The sequence below is a fragment of the Mycolicibacterium xanthum genome (assembly GCF_019710635.1).
GTDB classification, from domain to species: Bacteria; Actinomycetota; Actinomycetes; order Mycobacteriales; family Mycobacteriaceae; genus Mycobacterium; species Mycobacterium xanthum.
On sequence record NZ_JAIFZS010000044.1, the window covers coordinates 1 to 20,142 of the forward strand.

Below are 20,142 nucleotides of genomic sequence, written 5' to 3' on the forward strand. Positions count from 1 at the left end.
CAGAGCCTCCCTCGACATGACTCGAACATACATTCGACCACCGACAAACCCGGTTCGCCGCGGCACCCAGGTGTAACGCGCTATTCCCACCTGACGTCGGCGGGCTCCTTGTCCGGACGTAGCCCCCGCCAGCTCGGCTGCCGCAACCGCCCGTCACCGGTGCGTTCGCTGTAGCGGACCTCGCCGACCAGCTCCGGCCGCACGAACGTGACGCCCTGGGCGTCCTGCTTCGGAAGCGCAGTAGCGAAAGGGGATTCGTCGCTCTGCAGCGGCTCCAGCGTCTTGCGCAGCGAGTCGAGCTGCTTTTCGGTGAAGCCGGTGCCCACCCGGCCGACAAAGCTGAGGCCGCCGGCCGCAGCATCCGGGTCGGGGATACCGAGCAGCAGGGCGCCGATGCCGCTGGTTCTGCCCCCGGTGCCCGCGCGCCACCCCCCGATGACGACTTCCTGAGTGCTCCAGATCTTGTCCTTGATCCACGACGACGACCGTCGGCCGGGCTGGTAGGTGGAGTCACGCTTCTTGGCGATGACCCCCTCCCAGCGTTTCGACCGCGCGATCTCCACCGCTTCGGCGCCGTCGTCGGCGTCGATCACGTCCGGCACGATCACGTCCCCGCCCTCGGCGAGCGCCTCCAGCAGCCGTCGCCGGTCGGAGTACTTGGCGCGCAACAACGATCGACCGTCGAGGTGGAGGATGTCGAACGCCCAGAACTCGACGCGGGAGGACGTGGCACGGTTCTGCATCTCGGCGAAGCTCGGCACACCGGATTCGTCGAGCGCGACCACCTCGCCGTCGAGGATCACGTGGTGATCGGCGAGATCGGCGCCCAGCGCCTGCAGTTGCGGGTACTCGCCGGTGACGTCGCGACCCCGGCGCGACCGCAGCGTCAGGCGTCCGTGGTCGGCTTCCACCAGCAGCCGGTAGCCGTCCCATTTGCCTTCGAAGGCCCACTGCGCCTTGGTCAGTCGGCTCGCCGAACCCTCGGTCGCCAACATCGGGGACAGATCGGCGACGGTGGGGTGCTGCTGCTCCTTCATCCGGTGGGCAAGCCAATTCTTGCCGTCCGTCTGGATCAGCGCGTACCTGCCCTCGACCTTCTGCCCGTGCAGGGTGACGATGACCTCGCCGCCCTTGTCGGGTCCGTCCGGTGGGTTGTCGCGGAACTTCTCGGCCTCGTAGGTGCCGGTGTCCCAGATGTGGACCTGACCGCCACCGTATTCACCCTTGGGGATCTCGCCGGAGAAGGTCAGGTACTCCATCGGATGGTCCTCGGTGTGCACCGCCAGGTGGTTGACCGACGGAGAGTCCGGCAGGTTCTTCGGCACCGCCCAACTCACCAGCACGCCATCGCGTTCCAGTCGGAAGTCGTAGTGCAGCCGCCGGGCGTGATGCTCCTGGATCACGAACCTGTCGTTGCCGCCCACCGTCGGCGCGTCCGCGGGGACCGGTTCGGGCGTCTTGGCGGTGTCGCGCATGCTGCGGTACGCCGTGAGCCGATCGGGCACCGCCATCGTCTCGTCGAGTTCGGCGAGCAGATCGCCATCGGACCCGACCCGGTCGAGCACCTCGGCGTAGGTCAGATGACGCAGCTGCGGGTCGTCGAGCTCGTCCCAGGTCCGCGGCGCGGCCACCGTCGGATGTGGTTGCCCCCGAAGCGAATAGGGTGCGATCGTGGTCTTGTTTGCGTTGTTCTGACTCCAGTCGACGAACACCTTTCCGGCGCGCAGGCTCTTGGTCATGGTTGCGGTGACCTGAGTGGGCATGGCCTGTTCCAGTTGCTGGGCCACGCGTTTGGCCAGCACCGACGCCCCGCGTGAACTGACCGGCTCGCCAAGCGGCACATACAGGTGCAGACCCTTGCTGCCGCTGGTCAGCGGGAAGGTGCGCAGGCCGATGTCGGCGATCAGATCACGCACCGCACGCGCCACCTCGCACAGCTGACTCATCGCGACGCCCTCGCCCGGGTCCAGGTCGAACACGATTCGCGTCGCCGGTCCCACCCGGCCCGAGTCATTGCCCACCCCGCTTCGCCCGCCCGACTCTTTGCCCGCCCCGCTTCGCCCGCCCGACTCTTTGCCCACCCCGCTTCGCCCGCCCGACTCTTTGCCCACCCCGCTTCGCCCGCCCGACACGAACCGCCACTGCGGGACGTGCACCTCCAACGCGGCCTGCTGCGCGATCCACGCCAGCCCCTCGACCGTGTCGATGATGGGGTAGGTGGTGGCACCCGACTTGTGCGCGATCGTGCCGCGGTCGAGCCAGTCCGGCGCCGACGAGGCGAGCTGCTTCTCGAAGAACGACGCCGCCGCCACGCCATTGGGCCATCGCTTGCGCGTCACCGGGCGACCGGCGATGTGCGGCAACATCGCCGCGGCGACCGCGAGGTAGTACTCGAACACCTCCAGCTTGGTGGTGCCGGTGGCCGGATACAGCACCTTGTCCGGGTTCGTCAGTTTCACCCGGTCATAGCGCTCCACGATTCCCCAGTATCCAAGGTGCAGGCCCCGGTAGCGTCGATACGGTGAGGGCACTGGTCATCGGCGAGGCGTTGATCGACATTGTCGAGCGGGGCGGGCGGGTCACCGGCGAACATGTCGGGGGCAGCCCGCTCAACGTGGCCGTCGGGCTGGCCCGGCTGGGCCGCGACGTCGACTTCCTGACCCACATCGGCCCCGACGAGTACGGCCACCGCATCCGCGAGTACGTCGAATCCTCTGGTGTGCAAATTGTTCCCGGCAGCCAGGACGCGGCACGCACCGCGACCGCACGGGCGCAATTGGACGACGCGGGATCGGCCTCCTACCTGTTCGACATCGACTGGCGACTCAGCGGCACTCCGCAGGTGGCGCCACCGCTGGTGGTGCACACCGGGTCGATCGCCACCGTGCTCGAGCCCGGCTGCCTGGCCGCCGCCGCCCTGGTCGACACCTACCTGCCGTCGGCCACCTTCACGTTCGACCCGAACGTGCGCCCGGCGCTGATCGACGATGCCGACTCGGCCCGCGCGCGCATCGACCGATTGCTCGAGAAGGCAGACGTGGTGAAGGCCAGCGACGAGGATCTGCGCTGGATCGACCCGACCCGCACGGTCGAGCAGATCGCCGGCGCGTGGCTAGCGCTGGGGCCGTCGATCGTCGTCGTGACGATGGGCGCAGACGGCGCACTGGCGATGTGTGCGGCCGGATCCGTGCGGGTACCCGCCATGGATGTGGACGTGGTGGACACCGTGGGCGCGGGCGACGCGTTCATGACCGGGCTGATCGACGCGCTGTGGACCCGCGATCTGCTCGGGGCGCACCGACGGCCTGCGCTGGCCGCCATCGGGGTGGACACGTTGAACGGCGCGGTGCGCACCGCCTCGCTGGCGGCGGCGCTGACCGTGACTCGGGCGGGCGCCGACCTGCCCGATCGCGACCGGATGGTCGCGGCCGGTTCATCGGACATACTGGGCTGATGCGATCCATCTGGAAGGGTTCGATCGCCTTCGGCCTGGTCAACGTACCGGTGAAGGTCTACAGCGCCACCGAGGACCACGACATCAAGTTCCACCAGGTGCACGCCAAGGACAACGGCCGTATCCGGTACAAGCGGGTGTGCGAGGTGTGCGGGGAGATCGTCGAATACCGCGACATCGCACGCGCGTACGACTCCGACGACGGCCAGACCGTGATCATCACCGACGACGACATCGCGACCCTGCCCGAGGAACGCAGCCGCGAGATCGAGGTGCTCGAATTCGTGCCCGCCGGCGACCTCGATCCGCTGATGTACGACCGCAGCTACTTCCTCGAGCCGGAGGGCAAGTCGACGAAGTCCTATGTGCTGCTTGCCAAGACGTTGATGGAAACGGACCGGGTCGCCATCGTCCACTTCGCCCTGCGCAACAAGACCCGCCTGGCCGCGCTGCGGGTCAAGGATTTCAGCAAGCGAGACGTCATGGTCATCCACACCCTGCTGTGGCCCGACGAGATCCGCGACCCGGACTTCCCCGTGCTGGACAAAGAGGTCGAGATCAAGCCGGCCGAGCTGAAGATGGCCGGCCAGGTGGTCGACTCGATGACCGACGACTTCAAGCCAGACCGCTATCACGACGACTACCAGGAGCAGTTGCACGAGCTGATCCAGGCCAAGCTCGACGGTGGTGAGGCGTTCGCCACCGAGGAGGAACCGCAGGAACTCGACGAGACCGAAGACGTGTCCGATCTGTTGGCCAAGCTCGAGGCCAGCGTGAAGGCGCGCCGGGAGCAGGCCGCCCCCGCCGAGAGGACGCCGGCCGAGAAAGCCGCCGCCAAGAAGGCGCCGTCGAAATCACCCGCCGCCAAGAAGACGGCCGCCAGGAAAGCACCCGCCAAGAAGTAGCCAGCGAAGAGGCGCCCCCGAAGAAGTAGCCCGGTCACCAACCTCCGCATCGGATCCCTGCACAGAAACCGCGCCGAACTAGAACAGGTTCTTGTTACGGTGGCGCCCGTGATTCTCGACAGGTTCCGACTCGACGATCGGGTTGCGGTGGTGACCGGCGCGGGCCGGGGTCTGGGGGCCGCGACGGCCGTGGCGTTCGCCGAAGCCGGCGCTGACGTGCTCATTGCCGCCCGCACCCGTGCGCAGCTCGAAGAGGTCGCCGCGCAGGTGGCCGCCACCGGCTGCCGGGCCCACATCGTGGTCGCCGACCTGGCCCACCCGGAGCAGACCGCCGCGCTCGCGGCGCAGGCCGTCGAGGCCTTCGGCAAACTAGACGTCGTCGTCAACAACGTCGGGGGCACCATGCCCGCACCGCTGCTGGACACCTCGGCGAAGGACATGCGCGACGCGTTCACGTTCAATGTGTCCACCGCGCACGCGCTGACGGTCGCGGCGGCGCCGTTGATGCTGGAGCACTCGGGCGGGGGCAGCATCATCAACATCACCTCCACGATGGGCCGCCTGGCCGGGCGGGGTTTCGCGGCCTACGGCACCGCCAAGGCGGCGCTCGCGCACTACACCCGGCTCTCGGCGCTCGACCTGGCACCCCGCATCCGGGTGAACGCGATCGCGCCGGGCTCGATCCTGACCTCGGCGCTGGACATCGTGGCCGGCAACGAGGAACTGCGCACCCCGATGGAACAGGCCACCCCGCTGCGGCGGCTGGGCGATCCGCTCGACATCGCCGCAGCCGCGGTCTATCTCGCATCCCCCGCCGGGGGCTACCTGACCGGCAAGACGCTCGAAGTCGACGGCGGCATCACCTTCCCCAACCTCGACCTCCCGATTCCCGACCTGTAGAGGACGACATCATGGCCATCCCCAGCCCTATCCGTGTCGCCGCCATCGGGACCGGAAACGTCGGACGACACGCTTTGGCACAGCTGATCACCGATCCCCGGTTCGAGCTCACCGCGGTGTGGGTGTCCTCGGCGGCCAAGGCGGGCCGGGACGCCGCCGAGCTTGCGGGACTGGCGAATTCGACCGGGGTGCTGGCGACCACCGACCTCGACGCGGTACTCGCCACCCATCCCGCCTGCGTGGTCTACACCGCGCTGGCCGACAACCGGCTGGCCGAGGCGCTCGAGGACTACCGCCGCATCCTGGCCGCGGGAATCAACGTCGTCGGCAGCAGCGCGGTGTTCCTGCAGTACCCGTGGCGGGTGTTGCCCGCCGAGATGATCGCCCCGATCGAGGAGGCCGCCAAGAACGGCTCTTCGACCATATTCGTCAATGGCATCGACCCCGGTTTCGCGAATGATCTGTTGCCGCTGGCGCTGGCCGGCACCTGCCAGAGCATCCAGCAGATCCGCTGCATGGAGATCGTCAACTACGACACCTACGACAGCGCGTCGGTGATGTTCGACGTGATGGGCTTCGGCGGCGACATGGCCGAGACGCCCATGCTGCTGCAGCCGGGCGTGCTGAGCCTGGCCTGGGGTTCGGTGGTCCGGCAGTTGGCGGCCGGGCTCGGGATCGAACTCGACGAGGTCACCGAGACCCACGTACGGGTGCCCGCCCCCGGGGACTTCGACATCGCGGCCGGCCCGATCGCCGAGGGCACCACCGCCGCGATCCGATTCGAGGTGCGCGGCATCAAAGACGGCAACGTCGCCGTCGTACTCGAACACGTGACCCGGTTGCGCGACGATCTGTGCCCGGACTGGCCACAGCCGGCCCAGCACGGCGGCTCGTACCGGATCGAGATCACCGGCGAACCGTCCTACGCCCTCGACCTGTGCCTGAGCAGTCCCAACGGCGACCACAACCACGCCGGGCTGGTCGCGACGGCGGCCCGCGTCGTCAACGCGATCCCGGCCGTTCTCGATGCCTCGCCGGGCATCGTGACCACGCTCGATCTGCCCACGCTGACGGCGACCGGCCTATACGCTGGTTGACGGCGCACCCGTACAGAACAGGACACGAAATGACGGCCCGCATTGCCATCCTGCTTGCCGCGCTGAGCGCTGCAGCGGCCATCGCCGCCGCGCCCAGCGCTCTCGCGGAGCCGAGCTGCGATCAGGCGGTTCACGGAGGTCAACAGGCTGACGTCGGTACCTGCGAGTCGACCGGAGACACCCACATCGACGCCGGCTGGCCGGACATCATGCCACCCGGATATTGGGGCGGCGGCACCGATGGCTTCCACGTCGAATGATGTCCGTCGGATTCCCGTGAATCGCCTCTGGTCGTTGGTGATCGATGCTGCGCCGGGGATTTTCGCGGCGCCGGAGCTACCTCCCTCAACTGGGAAACAGCTGTACGCTGGGTGCCGACACCCGCTGGAAGGATTGAGAACATGAAGGCTCGCTTGAGCGCCATTGCCGCTCTACTCGTTGCGGGCGGTGCTTCGGTCGCAATCGCCGCCGCACCAGCCGCTCTCGCTCAACCGAGTTGTGAGCAGACCAGCTCCGGAGGTGGAATGCAGGGTGGCGCCACCACGGTGTGCGAGTCCCCGGGCAACGCACAGATCAGCTCCACCCCTCCGGCCTACGCACAGCCGTGGTACGGCGGCGGCATGTTCCCGTGGGACTACGGGATGTACGTCCTCTGACCGGTTTCCGCACCGGCATCTGAGATCGGGGCGATCATGAAGACCCCTGTGCGCTGCGTGGTTCTCGCGCTCACGGGTGCGGCCGTGGCCGTGGGCCTCGCCCCACCGGCGGGGGCGGCGCCGCGGTGCACCGACGTCGGACCGACGGTGACGTACTGCGAGACCAACGGCAGCACCCAGCTGACCACCCAACCACCGCCGTGGAACTTCGGTGGCTGGTACGGCGGTGGCGGCTGGCCGATCTACGGTGGGTTCGGCTTCGGCCCGCAGTAACAGGCCCAGCGCAGACCGCAGCGGTGCTGCGCGGTGAAGGTGCTGGCCCGCCCGGAAGTTTTCGGCTACCCTAACTTTTCTATTCGTATTGCCGGATAGGGAAGGGGGTGCGGTGGCGCAGGACGTCGAACCGCGGGCGCGGCCCGGCTGGATGCTACTCGGCCCGGCGTTCGTCGCGGCGATCGCCTACGTCGACCCGGGCAACGTCGCCGCCAACGTCAGTGCCGGCGCGCAGTTCGGCTTCCTGCTGGTCTGGGTCATCGTCGTCGCGAACCTGATGGCGTGCCTGGTGCAGTACCTCTCGGCGAAACTCGGCCTGGTCACCGGCCACTCGCTGCCGGAGGCCGTCGCCGCCCGGATGGGCCGGCCGAGCCGGCTGGCCTACTGGGTGCAGGCCGAACTGGTGGCGATGGCAACGGATCTCGCCGAGGTCGTCGGCGGTGCGATCGCGTTGTACCTGCTGTTCGATCTGCCGCTGCTGCTCGGCGGTGTGATCACCGGGGCGGTGTCGCTGGGCCTGCTGGTGGTCAAGGACCGGCGCGGTCAGCGGATGTTCGAACACGTCATCACCGGGCTGCTGCTCATCATCGCGGTCGGGTTCCTCACCAGCCTGGTCGCCGCGCCGCCACCGCTCGCCGATACGGCCGCGGGCCTGGTGCCCAGGTTCGGCGGCACCGAAAGCGTGCTGCTGGCCGCCGCGATGCTCGGCGCCACCGTGATGCCACACGCGGTGTATCTGCACTCCGGCCTGGCCCGCGACCGGCATGGCCACCCCGCCCCCGGCCTGCCCCGGCGCCGGTTGTTGCGCGCCACCAGATGGGACGTCGGGGTCGCGATGTTGATCGCCGGCGCGGTGAACCTGGCGATGCTGCTGGTGGCGGCCACCAACCTGCAGGGAATGACGAACACCGACTCGATCGAGGGCGCCTACGACGCGGTACAGGGCACCCTCGGCCACACCGTGGCGCTGCTCTTCGCGATCGGCCTGCTGGCGTCCGGGCTGGCATCCTCGTCGGTCGGCGCCTACGCCGGGGCGATGATCATGCAGGGTTTGCTGCGCAAGTCGGTGCCGTTGCTGGCGCGCCGTCTCATCACGCTGTTGCCCGCGCTGGTGGTCCTGGCCATCGGCATCGACCCCAGCCGCGCGCTGGTGTTGTCGCAGGTAGTGCTGTCGTTCGGCATCCCGTTCGCGCTGATCCCGCTGATCCGGATCACCGCCGATTCGGGCCTGATGGGCGCCGACGTGAACCACCGGGTCACCACCGCTCTCGGGTGGATCGTTGCCGGACTGATTACGCTGCTCAATGTGGTGCTGATCTACCTGACGTTCGCGAGCTGAATGGCCGATCGGCGGTCCGGGCCGCACACCTACTTCGCGTACGGGTCCAACCTGTGCGTGCGGCAGATGGCGCAACGGTGCCCGGATGCGGTCGACCCGCGACCCGCGAAGTTGGCAGACCACGACTGGCTCATCAACGAACGCGGGGTGGCCACCGTCGAACGATTCTCCGGCGGCGAGGTGCACGGGGTGATCTGGCAGCTGTCCGATCGCGACCTCGCGACGCTGGACAGCGCGGAGGGCGTGCCGCTGCGCTACCGACGCGACGAGCTGACGGTGCACACCGAACACGGACCCGCCACGGCGTGGGTCTACATCGACCACCGCGTCGAGCCCGGGCCGCCCCGGCCCGGCTACCTCGAGCGCATCCTCGACGGTGCACGCCACCACGGGCTGCCGCGGCGGTGGATCGAGTTCCTCGAGCGCTGGGATCCCAGCCGTTGGCCGCAACGCCCGGCAGGAACTGGATCCGTTGCACCACAGAGCCTTTCGCAACTGCTTGCCGACCCGGCCGTCAGCGAGCACAGCACGCTGCGGTCCCGGTTCGGATTCCTTGCCATCCACGGCGGCGGCCTGGAGCAGATGACCGACGTCATCGCCGAACGCGCCGCCGACGCCGCCGGCGCGTCGGTGTACGTCGTACGCCACCCCGACCACTACCCGCACCACCTCGCCTCGGCGCTCTACGATCCGGCCGAGTCGGCGCAGCTGGCCGGGTTCCTCGCGCACGTCGACGCCGCGGTGTCCCTGCACGGTTACGGCCGACTGGGCCGAAGCACCCATCTGCTCGCCGGCGGCGGGCACCGCAACCTCGCCGAACACCTGGCACAGCACATCGACGTACCCGGCTACCACGTCGTCACCGATCTCGATGCGATCCCTCGTGAGCTGCGCGGACTGCACCCCGACAACCCCGTCAACCGGACGCGCGACGGCGGTGCTCAGCTCGAGCTGCCCGCCCGGGTCCGCGGCATCAGTCCCCGCAGCCGTCCACCGGATGACGACGGCCTGTCGCCGGCCACCGCCGCGCTGGTACAGGGCCTGGCCGCGGCCGCACGATCATGGTCGCGACACTGACCTGCTGACCCCGCACGCCCGGCACCCATCCGCGGCCGCACGATCATGGTCGCGACACTGACCTGCTGACCCCGCACGCCCGGCACCCATCCGCGCGCCACCTCGCTCCGAATACCCGTACGTGGAAGCCATTCATTCAGGTCAGCGTTCCGTCGCGGTCATCGGAGGAGGCGTGGCGGGCCTGGTGGCCGCCTATGTCCTGTCCGGGCGCGACCGCGTCACCCTGTTCGAAGCGGACACCCGCATCGGCGGGCACGCCCACACCCATCACGTCGACCGGGGCGACGGCCGGGTCGTCGCCCTCGACAGCGCGTTTCTGGTGCACAACGATCGCACCTATCCCACGCTGTGCCGGCTCTTCGACGAACTGGGGATCGCCACCCAGGAGACCGACATGTCGATGTCGGTCCGCGACGACCGCAGCGGGCTGGAGTACGCGGGTGCACGCGGCCTCGGCGGACTGTTCCCCACCCCGTCGTCGCTGACCCGGCCGCGATACCTGCGGATGCTCGCCGAGGTCAAGCGATTCCACGGTGCGGCCACCAGACTGTTGCGCAATCACGACGAGACGCGCGACCAGGAGAGCCTGGGCGCGTTCCTGGACCGGCACGGCTTCTCCGGCTATTTCGTCGACAACTTCATGACACCCCTGGTCGCCGCCGTGTGGTCCTGCCCGCCCGGGGATGCGATGCGCTACCCGGCGCGCTATCTGTTCGTGTTCCTCGAACACCACGGGATGCTGTCGGTGTTCGGCTCACCGACGTGGCGCACCGTGACGAACGGATCGGCCACCTATGTCGACGCCGTCGCCGGCCACATCGCCGAGATCCGCACCTCCGCCGCGGTCACCTCGGTGCTCCGCACCGCCACCGGCGTCGAGGTCACCGCCCGCGGTTGCGCTCCGGCGTCGTTCGACGCCGCCGTGATCGCCTGCCACCCCGATCAGGCGCTGCTCATGCTCGCCGAACCGACCCCCGCCGAGCGCGCGGTGCTCGGCGCGATGCCCTACTCGTCGAACCTCGCCCAGTTGCACACCGACGAATCGGTGCTGCCGCGCCACCGCCGCGCGCGGGCATCGTGGAACTACCTGATGACCGACCGTGACGACCGCGTGGTCGTCAGCTACGACATCACCCGGCTGATGCGCCTCGACGGACCGCGCCGGTTCGTGGTCACACTCGGCGGACACGATGTCGTCGACCCCGCCGCGGTGATCGCCGAGATGACCTACGACCACCCGATGTACACCACAGAATCCGTTGCCGCACAACAGCTCCTTCCGTTGCTGAACGACGAAAAAGTGGTCTATGCCGGCGCCTACCACGGCTGGGGCTTCCACGAGGACGGAGCGGCGTCGGGCCTGCGCGCGGCACGCGCCCTCGGCGCCGACTGGCCGGCCGCGGGCGCACAGCCCGAGGCGGTGATGGCTTGACCACGGCTTTGTACCGCACTCGGATCACCCACCTGAGGCGCGCTCCGGTGCACCACCACTTCGAACACCGCAGCTACAGCTGGTTCGTCGACCTCGACGCGCTGCCCCGGCTGCCCGCGTGGCTTCGGCCGTTCGCCAGGTTCGACGCCCGTGACCACCTGTCCGGAACCGACGGCGACACGTTACGCGCCCGTGCGGAGGCGTTCCTGGCCGACCGCGGCGTCGACCTCGCCGGTGGCCGTATCACGGCGCTGTTCCAGCCCCGGGTGCTCGGCTACGTGTTCAACCCGCTGAGCCTGTTCTGGTGCCATGACGAGCGCGGGGTGCTGCGCTACGTGATCGCCGAGGTACACAACACCTACGGCGGACGGCACGCCTACCTGCTGCCGCCGTCGGGCGACCGGCCGGCGATGGTGTCCAAGAAGTTCTACGTGTCACCGTTCAACGACGTCGACGGCCACTACCTGGTTCACGCGCCACAACCCGGCGAACGGCTGGATATCCGGATCTCATTGCACCGCAGCGGCCAGCCCCCCTTCGTGGCCACCTTGAGCGGCAATCGCCGGCCCGCCGGTGTGAAGCAGATCGTCGCGATGCAGTTCGTCGCCCCGTTGGCCCCGCTGATGAACGCGCTCGGCATCCGGGTGCAGGGAATCCTGCTGTGGTTGCGCCGGGTTCCGGTGGTGCCCCGCCCAACTGCCCAACGAGAGAAGGTGGACCAACTGTGACCATAGACATTGCCGGAACGTCCACTGCGCCAGTCGATCCAGGTCTATGGCCGGCGGTCACCAGAGCCCCCCGCGGCCCACTGGCCGGCGCCGCCGGCGCGATCGCCGACCGGCTGTTCCGCCGTGCCGCGGCCAGGCTGCCGATCCGGGTGGTCTACCCCGACGGCACGCTGATCGGCGCCGCCGATCCGACCCTGCCCACCATGGTGGTGCACCGGCCGCAGGCGCTGGTCCGGCGGGTCGGCCGGTACGGCCTGATCGGCTTCGGCGAGTCCTACATGGCCGGAGACTGGACCTCGACCGACCCGGCCGGCCTGCTGACCGAGTTCGGCAAGCGCCTGGCCGAACTCATCCCCCCTGTGCTGCAACGCTTCCGGCCGCTGGCGGTGGTGCGTCAACCCCGCTCGCAGCACAACAGCATCGCGCAGGCCCGCCGCAACGTGTCCGAGCACTACGACCTGTCCAACGACCTGTTCGCAGAGTTCCTGGACGAGACGATGACCTACTCGAGCGCGTGGTTCGGCTCGCTACCGGCCAGCTGGCCGGACCTGCCCGACGCGCAGCATCGCAAGATCGACCGGCTGCTCGACGCCGCCCGGGTGGGCCCCGGCAGCACCGTGCTCGAGATCGGGACCGGCTGGGGCGAGCTGTGCCTGCGCGCCGCCGCGCGCGGAGCGCGGGTACGCTCGGTCACCCTGTCGGCCGAGCAGCAGCGGCTGGCCACCGCGCGGGTCGCCGCCGCGGGCCTGGCCGACCGGGTCGACATCGAGCTGCGCGACTACCGCGATGTGGACGGCAGCTACGACGCCGTGGTGTCCGTTGAGATGATCGAGGCGGTGGGTTATCGGTTCTGGCCCACCTACTTCGCCGCGCTGGATCGCCTCGTCGCGCCCGGGGGGCGGGTCGCGATCCAGGCGATCACCATGCCGCACGACCGGATGATGGCCAGCCGCAACACCCACACCTGGATCCAGAAGTACATCTTCCCGGGTGGCCTGATCCCGTCCACCGAGGCGATCATCGGGATCACCGAAGGCCAGACCCGGCTCCGCACCGTCGACATGCTCTCGCTTCGCCCCCACTACGCCGCGACGCTGCGGCTGTGGCGCGAGCGATTCGTGCAGCGGCGGGACGCGGTGGCGGCGTTGGGTTTCGACGACGTCTTCCACCGGATGTGGGAGCTGTATCTGGCCTACTCGGAGGCCGGGTTCCGGTCCGGCTACCTCGACGTCTACCAGTGGACCTTCGCGCCGACGGGAGGGCCCTAGATGTCGTTTCTCGCGGTTTCCGTTGCCTCCCTTGCGATCCTGGTACTGGTGCACGCCATCACGTTCGCCGTGGGCCGCAGGATCGGCCGCTACAACGTCGTCGACGTCACCTGGGGGCTGGGTTTCGTCGCCGTGGCCGCCGTCTGCGCGGCCATCGGCGACGGCGATCCCCTCAGGCGCCTGCTGCTGCTGGCACTGGTGGCGGTCTGGGGACTCCGGCTGGCGTGGCACATGGTCGGCAAGTCGGCGGGCAAGGGCGAGGATCCCCGCTACCGGGCTCTGCTGCGCAACGACTTCTCCGCCGGAAACGTGATCCGCCGGATCTTCGTCGTTCAGGCATTGGCCGGCTGGTTCATCTCGCTTCCGCTGCAGGTGTCGGCCGTCCTGGGCCCCACACCGGCGGTGCTGCTACCCGTACTGATCGCGGGCGTGGCGGTCTGGATGCTCGGCCTGACCTTCGAGGCGGTCGGCGACCACCAGCTGCGGCGCTTCAAGGCCGATCCGGCCCACCGCGGTGCGATCATGGACCGTGGCCTGTGGGCGTGGACACGGCACCCGAACTACTTCGGTGACGCGTGCGTGTGGTGGGGGCTGTGGCTGGTCGCGTTCACCGGCTGGATATCCCTGGTAACGGTGGCCTCCCCCGTCCTGATGACGTACTTCCTCGCCTACGCGACCGGCGGCCGGCTCACCGAAAAGCTGATGGCAGACAGGCCGGGATTCAGCGAATACTGTTCGCGTACATCATTTTTCATCCCGCGACCGCCGAAGTTACGATTAACGTGACGATGTCGACCCTGGTGGCTAGGCTACCGCTCGTGACCGCCGAACTCGACCATCTGCTGCGCCAGGTGGCCCGCCAGGACGTCGACGCGTTCGCGACCTTCTACGACCAGACCCGGTCACGCGTCTACGGCCTGGTCACCAGGGTGCTGCGGGACCCCGGCTACAGCGAGGAGACCACCCAGGACATCTACCTGCAGGTATGGCGCAACGCGGCCGACTATGACCCGTCGGCGGGCTCGCCGCTGGCCTGGCTGCTGACGCTGGCGCACCGCCGTGCCGTCGACCGGGTGCGCTCCGAGCAGGCCGCCAGCACCCGGGAATCGCGCTACGGCGCGGCCAACGTCGAACCGCCGGCCGACCACGTCGCCGACGCGGTGATCCTCAGCGAGGAACGCCGCCAGGTGACCGACTGCCTGGCCGGCCTGACCGACACCCAACGGGAATGCATCCAAATGGCGTACTACGACGGCCTGACCTACGCGCAGGTGGCGGAACGCTTGTCGGCCAACCTTGCGACCGTCAAATCCCGGATGCGCGACGCGATCCGAGGTCTGCGCCGATGTCTGGGGGTCTCATGACCGGACCCGCCGCTACCGACCTGCTGTCGCTGGCCACACCGTATGCGCTGCACGCCCTGACCGCTGCCGAAGCCGCCGAGGTCGACCGCCGAATCGCCGGCGCACCCCCGGACGTGGTGGAGACGTTCGTGGCCGAGGTGCGCGCGGTGCGCGAGACGATGGCCGTCATCTCCGCCGCAACGACCGTCGAACCGCCCGCGCACCTCCGGGACGAGATCCTCACCCGGCTCACCACCGAGCCGGTCCCCCTACGCCGGGCACCGCAGGGGACTCGCTGGACCAGGCTCGTACTGGCCGCCGCGGCCGTCGCCGCGATCGGCCTCGGCGCGCTCGGCATCGGTGTCGCGCTGCGGCCCGGGCCGGCGCCGTCGACGGCCGATCAGGTGTTCGCCGCGCCCGATGTGCGCACGGTGTCCGGAGATCTGCCCGGCGGCGGCACCGCCACGGTGGTGTTCTCGCGCGAGCGGCATTCGGGTGTGCTCGTGATGAACAACGTGCCGCCGCCGCAGCAGGGCACCGTTTATCAGATGTGGTTGGTCGACGCCGACGGAGCGCACTCAGCGGGCACGATGGGCCCGGACTCGGTCACCCCGTCGACCACCGCTTTGCTGCCCGACCTCGGCTCCTCGGAGTCGCTGGCGTTCACCGTCGAACCGCCGGGCGGCTCCGCGCAGCCCACCAGCCCGGTGTTCGCGCGGCTGCCGCTGGTCTAGAAATTCGATCCGGCCCGCCGGAAACGATGCACGACGGGCCGGATCGGTGCAGCAAGCCGATGGTCTCTATGCCCGGCTCGGAACGGCGCCAAACATCGGGCCTACCATCGACGCGTGGCCAAGGGTTTCCGGTTCGGGGTCGGCGTCATGCGCGGTGGCTCGCGCGCGATGCTCGAGGATTCCGCACGGCGGGCCGAGGATCTCGGTTACCACGTCATGCACGTGCCCGACCACCTCGGCGGACCCGCCCCGTTCCCGGTGATGACGGCCATCGCGATGGCGACCTCGTCGCTGCGGGTGGGCAGCTTCGTGATGAACTCGGCCTTCTACCGTCCCGCGCTGCTGGCCCGTGACGCCGCCGCGCTGCGCGACCTCAGCGGCGGCCGGCTCGACCTCGGCCTGGGCACCGGGTACGTCGAGGAGGAGTTCGTCGCCGCCGGGATCCGCTTCCCGAGCGCCCGCGAGCGCGTAGACCATCTGCGCGACACCACCGAGTACCTGGCCGAGCATCTGCCCGACGTGCCGATCATGATCGCCGGCAACGGTGACCGGGTGCTGAGAATCGCGGCGCGCTCGGCCCACATCATCGGGCTCACCGGCGGGGACCGGGCCGCCGGTGACGACCAGGATCCCCTCGCCGACCGGATCGCGTTCGTCCGCGCGGCCGCCGGCGACCGCTTCGACGCCCTCGAACTCAACATCGCGATCACGGCGATGCCGCTCGACGACTCGGGCCTGCCGGACCTCACAATCCCCCGCCACTTCCTGCCCGGTCTGTCCGACGAGGAGTTGTTGTGCCACCCCGGCGTGCTGTCGGGATCGACCGACGAGATCGCCGACCGGATACGCGGCTACCGCGACGTCTACGGCATCAGCTACGTGATCGTGCAGGACCGCCACGCGGAGGCGTTCGGCAAGGTCATCGCGCGGCTGACGTAACCCACGGTCACAGCCACAGGTACAGCGCCGAGAGCAGCGCCCACATCCCCACGCAGTAGCACTCGAACGCGGCCCGCAACGGGATGGGCGCGTGCCGCAGCTCCATGAAGTCCAAACCGACCAGCCGCACCTTGACCGCGGCGATGGCCAGCACCACGATCGCCACCATCGAACCGGTGCCGTGCTCGGCGCCGACCGCCCACGACACGACGGTCGCCGCGACCAGGACGAGCCAGCTGACGGTGGCGCGGCTTCGGAGCAATCGCAGGGCGGTCACGTCAGCTCACCAGGTACAGCAGTGCGAACAGGAAGATCCACAGCAGGTCGACCAGGTGCCAGAAGCAGGTCGCACCTTCGACCAGCGCGGTGCGGGTGGCGCCGAGCTCGGAGCGGCGGGTCTGGGTGAGCACGAACGTCAGTGCCGCCAGGCCCAGGCAGACGTGGAACAGGTGCAGCCCGGTCAGGATGAAGTAGTACAGGTAGAAGTGATTGGCGCCGGGCCCATGCCCCGCCGAGGCCAGCGAAACGTACTCGAACACCTTCAGTCCGACGAAGCCCAGCCCGCACACCACGGCTGCGGCGACCGCCCGGGTTCCGATCGCGTTGGCGCCGGCGCGTATCGCCGACAGCGCCAGCACCACGAACAGCGAACTGGTCAGCAGCACCAGCGTGTTGACCACGCCGACGCCGATGTGCAGCGTGGTGCGCGCCGCGTCGAACACCTCCGGCGCCTTGGACCGCTCGACCAGGAACGTGACGAAGAAGGCGCCGAACACCAGCATGTCACCGAACAGGAACACCCAGGTGCCGGCCTCGCCCGGGGTCCTCCTCGCCGCGCGCGGTGGTACGGCGGTCGCCGTCGGGCCCGTCACGCCGGCTGTGCCTGCTCGGCCTTGATCGATTTCAGCATCACCGCGGTGGTGGCGAACAGCCACACCACCAGCACCAGACCCGGAATGTAAAACGCGAACACCCCGTTCCAGGCCAGCGGCCCGTCGTTAAACACCACCACCACGCACCCCGGCAGCGACAGGATCGCCACCCACAGGTTGAGGTAGCCGTACCAGCGCGGGAACGTCGGCGGGTCGGCCTTGTCGGTGAACGCGGCGATGGCCAGGGTGATGTTCTGGATGATGATGGTGCCGACGATGCCGATGAACCACAGCCAGAAAACGTCGTTGAGCGCCTGGGTGAGTTCGGCGGAGCGCTGCTCGGGCCGGTAGGCGGCCACGGCCAGGAAGAACTGCGGGAAGAGCAGGCCCGGGACGAACACCGTCGCGGCCATCAACTGCGTCATCGACAACATGCCCCAGCCGCCCTCGGCACGGCGGATGCGCAGCACGATCGTGGCCAGGAACGGCAGCGCCACGGCAGCGCTCAGCAGCGCGCCCGACACCCCGAACCGGATCCAGAGCTTGTGATCGGTGAAGAACTCGGCGATCTCGGCGGGCGACGAGACCGGCGACAGCGGGGGGAAGAGCCGGGCGACACCGGAGAAGCTGGCGCCGTAGAGAAGGATCATGACCGTGCCGGACCACGCACCGATGCGCTGAAGCGTCAACTCCACGGCTGGCACGCTACCGTCGGTCAACCCGGGTTCTGTCACTTTTGCCACATCCGGACAGCCGTGAGCCGTTGTCGCTTCGCGGTGTCAGCCGGGTAAGCTCCCAGCGGTTACGCCCTCGTAGCTCAGGGGATAGAGCACGGCTCTCCTAAAGCCGGTGTCGCAGGTTCGAATCCTGCCGGGGGCACCAGATCAGGGCATGTTTTCGGAAGTCTGCACGATCAGTGCACGATCACGACTTGCGTCCAAGGATGCCTGAAGCGAACACTGAGCCGCACAACGAGGGGATGGGTCTTTTCCGGCTTGAGCGCGCGAAGGGGAATTTCGATGCACAAGAACATTCCTGGGAGCGTTTCTATGGGCTTGAATCACACCGTGTGCGGGCTATTTGCGATCCACTGAAAGGGTTGATGTCTTGACTACGTTGTCCGATGACCTCCGGACGCTCAGCTACGAGGCGTTCATCTATTTCTATCCGCTGGTGACGATGGACATCACCCGAATGCAGGCCATCAACGCGCCGACAGGTCCCCTGGCCAGCGCCCCGAATCAGTTCCAGCACATCCGCGAATACCCGAGCGCGGATTTCCGTGCCGTGGTGCGGCCCAACTTCGACACCCTCTACTCCACTGCCTGGCTTGACCTGACCGGCGGCCCCGTCATCCTGAGCGTCCCTGATACCGATGACCGGTACTTCATGCTGCCGCTACTGGACATGTGGACCGATGTCTTCGCCAACCCGGGCAAGCGAACCACGGGCACAGCTGCGCAGAAGTACGTCCTGGTCGGGCCCGGACCGGCGGGAACGCTGCCCGACAACATCCCGGTCATCGAAGCCCCGACACCCTACGTGTGGATCATCGGTCGCACCCAGACCAACGGTCCCGCCGACTACTCCGCAGTGCACGCTGTGCAGGACAGCTACACGATTACTCCGCTGGCGCCCGCAGCGGGGCCGTACCCGAAAGACGAGGGCTACGACGTCACAACGGAGCCGTTGCGCATAGTCAACGGCATGGCCGCGCTGGACTACCTGACCTACGCCACGGAGTTGCTCACGGTCAATCCGCCGCACCGGACAGACTTCTCGATCCTGGCGCGGCTGGCCAACCTCGGCATCGAGGCGGGTAAGCCCTTCGACGCAGGACGATTCGGTGCCACCGAGCGCGCCGAGATCGAGGCCGGCAAGAAGGACGCACTGGCTGCGATGGAGACCGGGGCCACGACGTTGGGCACCATCATCGACGGGTGGATAAGTACCACCGAGAATATGGGGGTCTACGGAAACTCCTATTTTCGCCGTGCGGTGGTCACCCTGATCGGGCTCGGCGCCAATCCCCCCGAGGACGCAGTGTACCCACTGCTCGTCACGGACGTAGACGGGCAGCAACTCTCGGGCGAGAACAACTATCTCATCCACTTCGACGCCGACAAGCTGCCACCCGTGGATGCGTTCTGGTCGGTGACGATGTACGACGAAGAGGGCTACCAAGTGGCCAACGAGATCAACCGCTTCGCAATCGGTGATCGGGACGCGTTGCGCTACAACACCGACAGTTCGCTGGACCTGTACCTGCGCCACACCAATCCGGGGCCCGACAGGGAGTCGAACTGGTTGCCCGCCCCACCGGGACCGCTGGGTGTGACGCTGCGCCTGTATGCGCCCAGGCGCGCGGTGCTCGACGGCACGTGGAACCCACCGCCGGTACACAAGGTCTGACTGAGTCCCCAACTCAGGTCTCGCAAACTCCTAGGCGGGTTGCTATACCGGGGTTCGGATGATGAACGAGTCGGTGTTCTCGTCGTAGCCGACTGTTTGATCCACAAACAGTTCCCCGACCGGGCGACCGTCCTCGGCGACGGCGATGAAGGTGGCTGCCTCCTCGTCGTAGGTCACCGATCCTTGCACGAACATCGCGGCGATCTCGTGGCCGTCGGCTGCGAAGACGACAAGCTTCAAACTGTGCCGCGCGACAGCGCAGCGCTCGTGCTCGCTGTCGACGCAGACGTAATCGCGATCGACACCGCACGCGCCACGGCAGCAGCACGAACCGTCAACGCATGGGACCTCGCACGCGCAGGTGCCCCGCTGCGACTCGCAGCACCGTCAGCGTTCATCGAGGCTGTAGGTCGCATCACCGCTGAACGGCAGCGGCGCACGGCAGCGCGAACATGAAGAGTGTCGCGCACCCCTGTCGCGCCAGCGGTCGCTGCGACGGGCCCCCGCCGTCGCGTTGTGCAGCGAGACGAGAACGACTATCAGCGCGACGTGGCCAGTGGTCCCCCACCCACCCCGTAGGCGCCACCCGGCTGCATAAGCGGGATCTCTCTACAGGAGAATTTCTCAACCATGGTTGAGGCTCGTGGGAATTCAGGTATCCCGCGTCGACCTCAAATGGCGGACGCTCGGCAGTGCCTGATTACGGGTTGTCC

At 68.4% G+C, this 20,142-nt stretch carries 22 protein-coding genes and 1 tRNA gene; 18 read left to right on the plus strand and 5 right to left on the minus strand.

What is annotated here, in order from left to right; genetic code table 11:
- Nucleotides 1-80: 80 nt before the first annotated feature.
- On the minus strand, nt 81-2,480 hold the full coding sequence (locus tag JDV09_RS17005) for an ATP-dependent DNA ligase (RefSeq protein WP_221370408.1): 2,400 nt from the start codon (nt 2,478-2,480) through the stop codon (nt 81-83).
- Nucleotides 2,481-2,521: 41 nt separating this feature from the next.
- Here JDV09_RS17005 and JDV09_RS17010 point away from each other — a divergent pair, with 41 nt between their 5' ends.
- The 16 genes from JDV09_RS17010 (at nt 2,522) to JDV09_RS17085 (ending at nt 16,145) form a co-directional block, all read left to right on the plus strand.
- A complete protein-coding gene (locus JDV09_RS17010; protein WP_221370318.1) occupies nt 2,522-3,454 on the plus strand; it encodes a carbohydrate kinase family protein in 933 nt (310 codons plus the stop codon).
- Nucleotides 3,454-4,359: a non-homologous end joining protein Ku gene (ku, locus tag JDV09_RS17015; protein WP_221370319.1), complete on the plus strand. Its 906-nt coding sequence runs from the start codon at nt 3,454-3,456 to the stop codon at nt 4,357-4,359. Before JDV09_RS17010 ends, ku begins: the two co-directional genes overlap by 1 nt.
- Nucleotides 4,360-4,467: 108 nt before the next feature.
- Nucleotides 4,468-5,259: an SDR family oxidoreductase gene (locus JDV09_RS17020; protein WP_221370320.1), complete on the plus strand. Its 792-nt coding sequence runs from the start codon at nt 4,468-4,470 to the stop codon at nt 5,257-5,259.
- 11 nt (nt 5,260-5,270) lie between these two features.
- The gene (locus tag JDV09_RS17025) at nt 5,271-6,356 is read left to right on the plus strand and encodes an NAD(P)H-dependent amine dehydrogenase family protein (RefSeq protein WP_221370321.1); all 1,086 of its coding nucleotides are present in this window, start codon (nt 5,271-5,273) and stop codon (nt 6,354-6,356) included.
- 29 nt (nt 6,357-6,385) lie between these two features.
- Nucleotides 6,386-6,616, plus strand: coding sequence for a hypothetical protein (locus tag JDV09_RS17030; RefSeq protein WP_221370322.1), 231 nt, complete (start codon nt 6,386-6,388; stop codon nt 6,614-6,616).
- Between the two features lie 264 nt (nt 6,617-6,880).
- A complete protein-coding gene (locus tag JDV09_RS27515; RefSeq protein ID WP_372452943.1) occupies nt 6,881-7,012 on the plus strand; it encodes a hypothetical protein in 132 nt (43 codons plus the stop codon).
- A 36-nt stretch (nt 7,013-7,048) separates the two neighbouring features.
- Nucleotides 7,049-7,285, plus strand: a complete 237-nt coding sequence (locus JDV09_RS17040; protein WP_221370324.1) for a hypothetical protein — start codon at nt 7,049-7,051, stop codon at nt 7,283-7,285.
- A gap of 112 nt (nt 7,286-7,397) precedes the next feature.
- Nucleotides 7,398-8,624 (plus strand): Nramp family divalent metal transporter, encoded by a 1,227-nt coding sequence (locus JDV09_RS17045; protein WP_308124150.1) that lies wholly within the window; start codon nt 7,398-7,400, stop codon nt 8,622-8,624.
- A complete protein-coding gene (locus tag JDV09_RS17050) occupies nt 8,625-9,701 on the plus strand; it encodes a poly-gamma-glutamate hydrolase family protein (protein ID WP_221370325.1) in 1,077 nt (358 codons plus the stop codon). It begins immediately after the preceding gene.
- A gap of 130 nt (nt 9,702-9,831) precedes the next feature.
- Entirely contained in the window at nt 9,832-11,133 is a 1,302-nt protein-coding gene (locus tag JDV09_RS17055; RefSeq protein ID WP_372452948.1) for an NAD(P)/FAD-dependent oxidoreductase, read from the plus strand.
- Nucleotides 11,130-11,861: a DUF1365 domain-containing protein gene (locus tag JDV09_RS17060; RefSeq protein ID WP_221370327.1), complete on the plus strand. Its 732-nt coding sequence runs from the start codon at nt 11,130-11,132 to the stop codon at nt 11,859-11,861. The genes JDV09_RS17055 and JDV09_RS17060 overlap by 4 nt, the downstream gene beginning before the upstream one ends.
- Entirely contained in the window at nt 11,858-13,129 is a 1,272-nt protein-coding gene (locus tag JDV09_RS17065) for a class I SAM-dependent methyltransferase (protein WP_221370328.1), read from the plus strand. Before JDV09_RS17060 ends, JDV09_RS17065 begins: the two co-directional genes overlap by 4 nt.
- Complete coding sequence (locus JDV09_RS17070; RefSeq protein WP_221370329.1) at nt 13,130-13,915, plus strand: DUF1295 domain-containing protein; 786 nt, start codon at nt 13,130-13,132, stop codon at nt 13,913-13,915.
- A gap of 2 nt (nt 13,916-13,917) precedes the next feature.
- Nucleotides 13,918-14,493 (plus strand): sigma-70 family RNA polymerase sigma factor, encoded by a 576-nt coding sequence (locus tag JDV09_RS17075; RefSeq protein ID WP_221370410.1) that lies wholly within the window; start codon nt 13,918-13,920, stop codon nt 14,491-14,493.
- Nucleotides 14,490-15,206, plus strand: coding sequence for an anti-sigma factor (locus JDV09_RS17080; RefSeq protein WP_221370411.1), 717 nt, complete (start codon nt 14,490-14,492; stop codon nt 15,204-15,206). The genes JDV09_RS17075 and JDV09_RS17080 overlap by 4 nt, the downstream gene beginning before the upstream one ends.
- A 114-nt stretch (nt 15,207-15,320) precedes the next feature.
- Nucleotides 15,321-16,145, plus strand: coding sequence for a TIGR03621 family F420-dependent LLM class oxidoreductase (locus JDV09_RS17085; protein ID WP_221370330.1), 825 nt, complete (start codon nt 15,321-15,323; stop codon nt 16,143-16,145).
- Nucleotides 16,146-16,152: 7 nt separating this feature from the next.
- Here JDV09_RS17085 and JDV09_RS17090 read toward each other — a convergent pair whose 3' ends face one another.
- The 3 genes from JDV09_RS17090 to JDV09_RS17100 are packed head-to-tail and all read right to left on the minus strand — an operon-like array spanning nt 16,153 to nt 17,667.
- Nucleotides 16,153-16,422: a cytochrome C oxidase subunit IV family protein gene (locus tag JDV09_RS17090; protein ID WP_221370331.1), complete on the minus strand. Its 270-nt coding sequence runs from the start codon at nt 16,420-16,422 to the stop codon at nt 16,153-16,155.
- A gap of 1 nt (nt 16,423) precedes the next feature.
- Nucleotides 16,424-17,017: a cytochrome c oxidase subunit 3 gene (locus JDV09_RS17095; RefSeq protein ID WP_221370332.1), complete on the minus strand. Its 594-nt coding sequence runs from the start codon at nt 17,015-17,017 to the stop codon at nt 16,424-16,426.
- The gene (locus tag JDV09_RS17100; protein WP_221370412.1) at nt 17,014-17,667 is read right to left on the minus strand and encodes a hypothetical protein; all 654 of its coding nucleotides are present in this window, start codon (nt 17,665-17,667) and stop codon (nt 17,014-17,016) included. Before JDV09_RS17100 ends, JDV09_RS17095 begins: the two co-directional genes overlap by 4 nt.
- 156 nt (nt 17,668-17,823) lie before the next feature.
- Here JDV09_RS17100 and JDV09_RS17105 point away from each other — a divergent pair.
- Both JDV09_RS17105 and JDV09_RS17110 read left to right on the plus strand, forming a co-directional pair.
- Nucleotides 17,824-17,899, plus strand: a tRNA-Arg gene (locus tag JDV09_RS17105).
- A gap of 225 nt (nt 17,900-18,124) precedes the next feature.
- Nucleotides 18,125-19,429 (plus strand): DUF1254 domain-containing protein, encoded by a 1,305-nt coding sequence (locus JDV09_RS17110; protein ID WP_221370333.1) that lies wholly within the window; start codon nt 18,125-18,127, stop codon nt 19,427-19,429.
- 42 nt (nt 19,430-19,471) lie between these two features.
- On the opposite strand, the gene JDV09_RS17115 is transcribed toward JDV09_RS17110, so the two are convergent.
- On the minus strand, nt 19,472-19,669 hold the full coding sequence (locus JDV09_RS17115; RefSeq protein ID WP_221370334.1) for a hypothetical protein: 198 nt from the start codon (nt 19,667-19,669) through the stop codon (nt 19,472-19,474).
- Nucleotides 19,670-20,142: the final 473 nt, after the last annotated feature.